This is a genomic window from Nostoc flagelliforme FACHB-838 (genome assembly GCF_014698065.1).
Classification (GTDB): Bacteria; Cyanobacteriota; Cyanobacteriia; order Cyanobacteriales; family Nostocaceae; genus Nostoc; species Nostoc flagelliforme_B.
The window spans coordinates 1-7,417 of sequence record NZ_JACJSI010000293.1 but is presented as its reverse complement, the minus strand read 5'-3'; the positions used below and the strand labels follow the sequence as shown (position 1 = coordinate 7,417).

General features: G+C 39.0%; 9 protein-coding genes and 2 pseudogenes. 7 read left to right on the top strand and 4 right to left on the bottom strand.

Annotated elements, in window-relative coordinates; genetic code table 11:
- Nucleotides 1-615 precede the first annotated feature (615 nt).
- On the bottom strand, nt 616-1,341 hold the full coding sequence (locus tag H6G97_RS41255; protein ID WP_190946374.1) for a hypothetical protein: 726 nt from the start codon (nt 1,339-1,341) through the stop codon (nt 616-618).
- A gap of 378 nt (nt 1,342-1,719) precedes the next feature.
- Here H6G97_RS41255 and H6G97_RS56275 point away from each other — a divergent pair.
- Nucleotides 1,720-2,043: pseudogene (locus tag H6G97_RS56275) on the top strand (transposase); the annotation flags it as partial.
- 21 nt (nt 2,044-2,064) lie between these two features.
- On the opposite strand, the gene H6G97_RS41245 reads toward H6G97_RS56275, so the two are convergent.
- Nucleotides 2,065-2,571 carry a hypothetical protein gene (locus tag H6G97_RS41245; protein ID WP_190946373.1) on the bottom strand — a complete coding sequence of 169 codons (507 nt, stop codon included), beginning with the start codon at nt 2,569-2,571 and terminating at the stop codon, nt 2,065-2,067.
- A 323-nt stretch (nt 2,572-2,894) separates the two neighbouring features.
- Between H6G97_RS41245 and H6G97_RS41240 the strand changes: the two genes are divergently transcribed.
- Nucleotides 2,895-2,987 carry an EVE domain-containing protein gene (locus H6G97_RS41240; RefSeq protein ID WP_277883420.1) on the top strand — a complete coding sequence of 31 codons (93 nt, stop codon included), beginning with the start codon at nt 2,895-2,897 and terminating at the stop codon, nt 2,985-2,987.
- A 229-nt stretch (nt 2,988-3,216) separates the two neighbouring features.
- Here H6G97_RS41240 and H6G97_RS41235 read toward each other — a convergent pair whose 3' ends face one another.
- Nucleotides 3,217-3,402, bottom strand: a complete 186-nt coding sequence (locus H6G97_RS41235) for a hypothetical protein (RefSeq protein WP_190946375.1) — start codon at nt 3,400-3,402, stop codon at nt 3,217-3,219.
- Between the two features lie 332 nt (nt 3,403-3,734).
- Between H6G97_RS41235 and H6G97_RS41230 the strand changes: the two genes are divergently transcribed.
- Both H6G97_RS41230 and H6G97_RS41225 read left to right on the top strand, forming a co-directional pair.
- A complete protein-coding gene (locus H6G97_RS41230; RefSeq protein ID WP_190946372.1) occupies nt 3,735-4,244 on the top strand; it encodes a GNAT family N-acetyltransferase in 510 nt (169 codons plus the stop codon).
- An 18-nt stretch (nt 4,245-4,262) separates the two neighbouring features.
- Complete coding sequence (locus H6G97_RS41225; RefSeq protein ID WP_190946371.1) at nt 4,263-4,421, top strand: hypothetical protein; 159 nt, start codon at nt 4,263-4,265, stop codon at nt 4,419-4,421.
- A 158-nt stretch (nt 4,422-4,579) separates the two neighbouring features.
- Here the strand turns inward: H6G97_RS41225 and H6G97_RS41220 are convergent, their stop codons facing one another.
- Nucleotides 4,580-4,753 carry a hypothetical protein gene (locus tag H6G97_RS41220; RefSeq protein ID WP_206759156.1) on the bottom strand — a complete coding sequence of 58 codons (174 nt, stop codon included), beginning with the start codon at nt 4,751-4,753 and terminating at the stop codon, nt 4,580-4,582.
- A 140-nt stretch (nt 4,754-4,893) separates the two neighbouring features.
- Here H6G97_RS41220 and H6G97_RS51665 point away from each other — a divergent pair, with 140 nt between their 5' ends.
- The 3 genes and pseudogenes from H6G97_RS51665 to H6G97_RS41205 all read left to right on the top strand — a co-directional run.
- Nucleotides 4,894-5,148: a hypothetical protein gene (locus H6G97_RS51665; protein WP_199350025.1), complete on the top strand. Its 255-nt coding sequence runs from the start codon at nt 4,894-4,896 to the stop codon at nt 5,146-5,148.
- A 511-nt stretch (nt 5,149-5,659) separates the two neighbouring features.
- On the top strand, nt 5,660-6,211 hold the full coding sequence (locus H6G97_RS41210) for a heme NO-binding domain-containing protein (protein ID WP_190737934.1): 552 nt from the start codon (nt 5,660-5,662) through the stop codon (nt 6,209-6,211).
- 10 nt (nt 6,212-6,221) lie between these two features.
- Nucleotides 6,222-7,271, top strand: a pseudogene (locus tag H6G97_RS41205) (sensor histidine kinase); the annotation flags it as partial.
- Between the last annotated feature and the right edge of the window lie 146 nt (nt 7,272-7,417).

The following is a 7,417-nucleotide window of genomic DNA, read 5'->3' as shown; positions in this document are numbered from 1 at the left end:
AATTACCGCATTCATACCCTTTAAATTTATTTAGAAACAGCCTCTAAGAAGTTATCTGTATTAAAGGCAGCACTCTAATAGTTTTTTACACACCTGCTCAATGCTGGGAATCCTGTATCATCAGCCGCACAGGTGGCATATTCAGAGAACAAAAGATTTATTACACGGTAGAGGCGGCGTTGAGAACTGGGTTCAGTTGGCTCAGAGATGAGTTGTGATCACCAATCGTTATAGCTTCTCACTGTAGCAACTGGTCGCATATAGCAATCCTAAATGAGTCGTGAAAAAGATAGATAAGGAAACGAACCGCCAAGAACGCCAAGGACACAAAGGGAAGAAAGAAAAAAGAGATATAGAATTTTCACAAATGATTTAGGACTGCTATATCAATATTAGTTACTTCCTATTTTCTAACTTTTTAATAACTCAAGTATTGAAAACCTGAGAAGTTCCTTCATTTATTATCAGTAATACTTCTTTCTGAATTTTCCGTTGGATAACTAACAAAAAAGGATTTAGTATTGAATTTAACTGGATATCTTTTGCGATGCTTATTTTGACATTATTGTTACTAAGTTTTTTAAGTAATATGTTCAAAGATGAGACATTGAATAATTAAAGAGCTAATAAAAGAATTGCGTAGCCGAACGCACCTAATGCAAACGCCCAAAAGCGACTCTCTCGCTCTTCTGGTAGTTCTTCCTTAAGGACATTGAGTACAATACCTCCCGATAAAAAGGCGAAGAGAACCGCAACAGCCGCCTGATGAATTACTGTGCCAATGCCAATTACCCAACCAACAATGATTGCAGCTACTAACAACCACCGCCCAATCCGATCATATATTTGTTTGTGGTTTTCGCGCAAACCATCATCGTTGACTACAAAATGCAGTGCCATCGCAAAAGAATAGAACAATAAACTCTTGATACTTGATTCTTCTCGGTGTACTAACAAGTAGCCAATTAAGGCGTTATAAACAGCAAAAGAAGCAATATGTATCCAAAAAACGTCTAAAGCAGTAACATCTCCCTTGCCTGCTTTTTGATTGCGTTGACGCGACTTGTTTGCAAATCGTTCTAAGCCATAAAACACTGCTAAACCTAAAAGTGCCACTAAATAAACGTGATGCTCTAAAAAAGCAAGTCCAGTATTCAAACTGCTTTGAAGTGTTATTTGGGCTTTACTCAGTTCTGGCAAAATGTGGACAAAGACATAAGCGACAGATACCCCACTGCCAAATGAGAGCCAACGACTACGCGGTTTAGCTCTAATAAATTGTAGTTTACCTGAAAACAAATGTATGATGGCTAAGGCGATCGCACATATTGCAGTGATCATGCTTTTCTGCGGTTATTTTTGAGAATTTGGTGGCAGAATGTGATCCATTGGATCACATTCTGCCGACTAGCGAACGCCAAGTCCGACCGATGACTAAGCTAGAACCACGTTAACAGCTTATTGTGTGGCAAGGAGCAATACAACAAGCCAGGGGTCTTGTTCCCAGTAGGCGTATTGTTAAGGGAATTAAGCCTTAATTTGGGAGCGCATTACACCAGAGCGATCGCCTGAAGCTGCCTTCGTATCCTTTGGAGAAGGCTCAAGAAGAGCTTCTCGCCGCCTCGCCTCGACATTACACAAATATTCTCCGATCTAGATGACTTCTGTAAGCAGTGGGAAGACTTATGGCAGCAAACACCAGAACTACCACCAATGACAGGAGAACGTCGCAGTAAGTCACAAAAATTATTTGAGGAGTTATATGAGCGAGGTTTAAAATTAATCACAAAATCTAGAAGAACATGAAAAATCGCCTGCTTAAAGTGATTGATAAAATCCTGTTACGCAGGCGATCTGTAATTGAGTCGGTGAATGATCATCTCAAAAACATCTGTCAAATAGAACACTCAAGGGCATCGTAGTTCATTTAACTTTTTGGTCAATTTGATGGCTAGTTTAACTGTTTATACTTATTTACCTCAAAAACCATCTATTGACATTTACCCAAAACAGTTACCTGCTGTATCTCCTGCCCTTTTTTAGCTCCGTCGAACTCACGTCAGTTTAGTAAGCTATAGAATAAGAAACAATACCTATTCCTTTAGGTAGATTGCACATGAGACCATAAACATCTCCTTTCTTAAGAGTCATACTAATATAGCCTCTTCCTACAGGTACAATTGGTTGTATGTTTTTTTGATCGATCAAGTTTCCGTAATAGTCTGTTGCTGTTGAGTGGCAATTAAGCGTAATGCCAGTCAGAGAGAAATTATGATATTGCACCGAGAGATAAGTAGATGTTCGTGAGGGATCGGCATCTTTTTCAGACTTAGTAATAGGGCAAATAACTCCTATTATTCCATTATAAAATTCATTTGCAACCTCCAACTTGTATTGACTTAGATTGGATGCATTAAAACCCGCTTGAGCACGACATGTATTTCCTGAAAAATTGGTATATATATCTGCTAATGCTGGTGCAGAAATTGCTGCGTTAGTAGATAGCAATGTTACAGAAATTGCTGTATAAAGTTTAGCTCGTCGGAAGAAGTTTTTTAGGTTAATATTCATAATTGATCTCCAAATGATAGTAATAATCTTCAATTTAATTGAAGAATTTAGTTATTCCATTCTTAGTAACCTAGTACTCGACCAATTCCATTGGTCGTGACAAAGTGGTTATTACTAGGTTCTCTTTTAAATTCAAAAATGTAAATGTGGATAATTTAAGGAGGTTAATTCAATAAAATTCAGCTACAAAAAAGTCGGTTAAGATTAAGTAAGGTTAAGTAAGGAAATTTTAAAAATCTATGCCACTAAACTCACCGCAACGCAGCAGTTCCCCTTCCTGGCTTAGGCATACTACCTAATCTATATCGATGAATTATTGGCTGATGAAGTCAGAAGCAGAAGTCTATGGCATTGCTGACCTTCAACGGGAATGTGAGACTATCTGGGATGGTGTTCGGAACTGGAGTTTAGACTAAAAGCGATATGAGAGAACGCAAATCAAATGGAATTAAAGATTAAAAATATTATCTTGTCAGCCTCAAAGCATCCGCGACCGAATGGCACTAACCTTCTCAATATTACCTGGGATAAGCATACAAACTGGGATAATGTGGAAGGATTAGATAAAGCACGAAACATACCTGAAAGCAAGTTTCCCAACGAAACCCAACCGCCCACCCCTCCCCCCCACAAGACACTCCACCGTCAGCCTGACCCCACCGCCACCAACCCCGCCACCAACCGCCCTCGATAGAATTCCTGCTGTAACCCCGACAGAACCCCCAGCACCCCAAGTTCCGACCAGTCCCCCAAATCTTCTCTATGCAGAGATACCCGGTAGTAGCCGCAAGCTAGGCGATCGCAAGAAGGTGGACGGGTACGCCATCGCACACAATTGCCCCTGTGTAGAGTTATTAGAGGTGTTGACGATATATCGCAGGGTGAAAAATGTAAACCATTGGTTTACACACATCTGCCTGAGTTACATCGGGGGTGGTGTTGATGCTGGCGCTTAACTCTTGTGTAACGGCAGTTTCAATATGTTTCGTTATTTATGCGTAAAACACAAAACTCTAACTGAAGGATAGTACATATCGAACTTCTATATAAACCAGGGGACAACATTTTAAAAGTTCCCTATCTTATTTCTTGTAGTTATAAATTATGTTCTATCCCACGTTCATATAATAAATAGTTAGACATCAATAACAAGGTGTTCGACTATGAGAGTTATTGAAACAGAGCGTTTAGTTTTTCGTCGGCTGAGTGTTGAAGATAGCGAGTTCATTCTTGAGATATTGAATGACCCTTTGTGGTTGCGCTTTATTGGTGATAAAGGTGTGAGAACTCTTGATGATGCTCGTGAATATATTTTGAAGAATCCGGTTGCTATGTACAAGCGTCTCGGCTTCGGACTGTATTTGGTTGAGCTAAAGGGGAAGAGCGTCTCAATTGGAATTTGTGGTTTGATAAAAAGAGACTCCTTGGAAGATGTAGATGTTGGGTTTGCCTTTCTTCCTAAGTTCCGGGGAAAAGGATACGCCTATGAATCTGCTTGTGCTGTTATGATGTATGGGAGAAGAACCTTTGGCTTAACTCGTATTATCGCTATCACTACACCGGACAATTATGGTTCAGCAAAGCTGCTTAAAAAACTAGGACTAAGCTTTGAGCGAATGATTAAACTATCTGATGATAGTAAAAGTGTTAGTTTGTTCATTTCTGATGTCTAACAATTGCAGTGTAGCGGATTGAAGAAAGCCGCTCGTGCTGAGTTCGAGTTTTTAGCAACCTCTGATCGCAGCCGTTATGCCGCGAATTTCAGTTACCGTCGTAAGTATCTCACAAGCTCATCAGTGACTGCAATTGTGTGTCTGAACTATCTTCCAATTCTTGAAGAATTGGGATAGTTGATCTTCTAAGGCTTCACCCGCATTTCTCACAAGCTCCTTTGTGTTTGATGATGAGTAATAAGTAATGGGTAATGAGTAATAAGTAATGGGTAATAAGTAAAATTTTAAACTCATAACTTCTTACTCCTTACTCATAACTCCTTACTTACTACTCATTACTCCTCCATTCGATGTGTGGTGAGAAATCCGGGTTCAGCAGTGTGAATAAGATTAGACTCTTGAGCTATTTTTAACTGAGTTTCTTTAATAGAGATTTTTCTCAACAGTTCGTTGACTGCATCAATTGAATCATCATTTTCAGAAATCACGGCTTCACCTCTAATATGCATTTTTAGCGCAAATAATTGCTATAAAGCTTGCTACATTTTTATTTTACACAAGTATATGAAAGGTGATAATTTTAACTGGATTAAACTCCAATATCATCTGAAAACGGATAATTTTATTCAGCAACAAATCGAATGCCTCTATGAATAGTAAAGCCATTCAGTATGCCCTGGAGGGCGGAGGAATTTCAGGTATGAGAAACTTGCAGCAACCAATAGCGTTCAGTGATATATCTAATCATTGGGTGGGAAAAACAATTACAGAGATGTCTGTCTACTGCGGTGTTGCAACTCCCCTCAACGAAACTGGAAATGCCTTTTCTCCTAATCTTGGTACACGGCGTAATTATGCCGCGGCAGCCACATTACGGATGCTAAATTGTCTTTTGGGTGTTTAAACAAAAACCAAAGCCATAAGATTAAAATTTAAACATTGCTGTCCCTTTCAATGTACTAGTTCTAAAACACGCCCTAGCTTGCCACACTAGGCAAACCCTGCATCTGAGGCAAAAAATTTATCGGTTGGGTATGAAGCCTGCCCCATTTTCTCTAACGCTCGAACGGGAATAGCGTCTTTGATATGAGAAGACTCGCTACCACTTCGCTATCTCAAAGCCAGGTACAGATTGCTTTTTAAATTTTCGGGCAAGTTTAATGCCGATACGCCTTACGAGCCTTCTTAGGCTTTAACAACCAGCATAAGTAATAATACGGTAGTAAGTATTCTCTAATGTATCGATATAATATATAGTAGTTGCCCTAAGTTTTACTTTTTTTAAATCTGTAGGCTAGATTAGCTTAAAAGTTGCTACAGAAAAATTAGTAACTGATACACCCTTTTAGGGCATTGGATGTCAAGTTGCAGTCATATTTATAAAACAAAATTAGGTGTAGCAAAAGGAGGCTTCCATGTACGGGTTAGTAAATAAGGCGATTCAAGACATGGTATGCAGTGGATATAGTGAACAAATTTGGAAACAAATTAAGCACAAAGCAGAGGTAAATGTAGATGTTTTCCTTAGTATGGAAAGCTATCCCGATGACATTACTCATCGCCTAGTAAAAGCTGCGAGTGTAATTTTGAGTTTATCGTCCGCAGAGATTATGCAAGCATTTGGGGAATTCTGGGTTCAGTACACTGCCCAAGAAGGCTATGGCGAAATGATGGATATGAGCGGGGATACGCTCCCAGAGTTTTTAGAAAACCTTGACAATCTTCATGCTCGTGTGGGTGTGAGCTTTCCTAAACTCCAGCCTCCATCATTTGAGTGTACTGATATGGAAGAAAATTCTTTGAACTTACACTATCGCTCTAGTAGAGAGGGGCTATCGCCGATGATTCTGGGTCTAGTTAAAGGATTGGGAGCAAGATTTGATACAAAAGTTGAGATTACTCAAACCCAGACACGAGATGAAGATGCTGAATGTGATGAATTTTTAGTGATTTATAAACCAAATTGAGTGTAGCAGGATGGCATCTCCTTACTTACCTCTCTCAGCAGAATTGCTGATGAAAGCTTTTCCCTTTCACTTTGCGTTTAACCGTAATCTGGAAATTGTACAAGCTGGTGATGTTTTAGAGCGTATTAGTCCTGAAACACTAGTTGGTCAATTAATAAACCAGAATTTTTGGATTAATCGTCCCAAAATTCCAATTGAGTTTGATGTTATTAATAAACAATCCCGCGCTCTTTTCATATTAGAGTTTCTCCCCAATGGAATGCAGCTTAAGGGTCAAATGATGTATCAGGCAGAGCAGGAGGTAATCTTTTTCTTAGGTTCTGCTTGGATTACAGAGACAGATAGCCTTGCTCCTCTGGGTATCAAACTCAAAGATTTTGCAATTCACGACCCAATTATTGATTTTCTTTTTCTACTAAAAGCCCAGAATACTGCTTTGTCTGATGCTAAAAAATTAACTAATGAGCTTAAGCAGCAAAGGGCACAACTACAAAGTGCGCTGGAAATCAAGGAGAAGTTGGCAGAAATAGCAGAAGCACAATCTAAAAAATTAGAAACATCCCTTAAGGAGCTACAACAAACCCAGGCTCAATTAGTCCAGGCTGAAAAAATGTCCAGTCTAGGACAGTTAGTTGCAGGAGTTGCTCACGAGATTAATAACCCTGTTAACTTTATTTATGGAAATTTGAAACATACAAAAGAATATACACTGTCTCTATTGAGGCTAGTGCATCTTTATCAGGAATTTTATACTCATCCTGTACCAGAAATTCAATACTATATTGAAGAAATAGATTTAGATTTTTTAGTAGATGATTTGCCTAAAATTCTAAATTCAATGCAAATGGGAGCCGAACGGATCTCTGAAATTGTGTTGTCGTTACGAAACTTTTCTCGTCTTGACGAAGCAGAAAGAAAAAGTGTTGATATTCACGAAGGGCTAGATAATACGTTGCTAATTTTACAGAATCGATTAAAGAATAACGTTAAACATCCGGGTATTGAAATAATAAAAAACTATGGAGTTCTGCCTTTTGTAGAGTGCTATGCTGGACAATTATAGCAAGCGCCAAGGCGGTTAGGACAAACAGTATAATTAGTGAGTAAAGTAAAACTAGATACAGATGAAGCGTTCAGCTCAAGGAAAGCTCATGCCAAAACCTTACAGTTACGACTTACGCCAGAAGGTAATTCAGGCAATAGAGT

Bases quoted from the DNA above. Each gene is read 5' to 3' on its own strand.
- H6G97_RS41245 (WP_190946373.1), bottom strand. From the start codon at position 2,571: ATGAATATTAACCTAAAAAACTTCTTCCGACGAGCTAAACTTTATACA.
- H6G97_RS41220 (WP_206759156.1), bottom strand. From the start codon at position 4,753: ATGCATATTAGAGGTGAAGCCGTGATTTCTGAAAATGATGATTCAATT.
- H6G97_RS41230 (WP_190946372.1), top strand. From the start codon at position 3,735: ATGAGAGTTATTGAAACAGAGCGTTTAGTTTTTCGTCGGCTGAGTGTT.
- H6G97_RS41255 (WP_190946374.1), bottom strand. From the start codon at position 1,341: ATGATCACTGCAATATGTGCGATCGCCTTAGCCATCATACATTTGTTT.
- H6G97_RS41240 (WP_277883420.1), top strand. From the start codon at position 2,895: ATGAAGTCAGAAGCAGAAGTCTATGGCATTGCTGACCTTCAACGGGAA.
- H6G97_RS41210 (WP_190737934.1), top strand. From the start codon at position 5,660: ATGTACGGGTTAGTAAATAAGGCGATTCAAGACATGGTATGCAGTGGA.
- H6G97_RS51665 (WP_199350025.1), top strand. From the start codon at position 4,894: ATGAATAGTAAAGCCATTCAGTATGCCCTGGAGGGCGGAGGAATTTCA.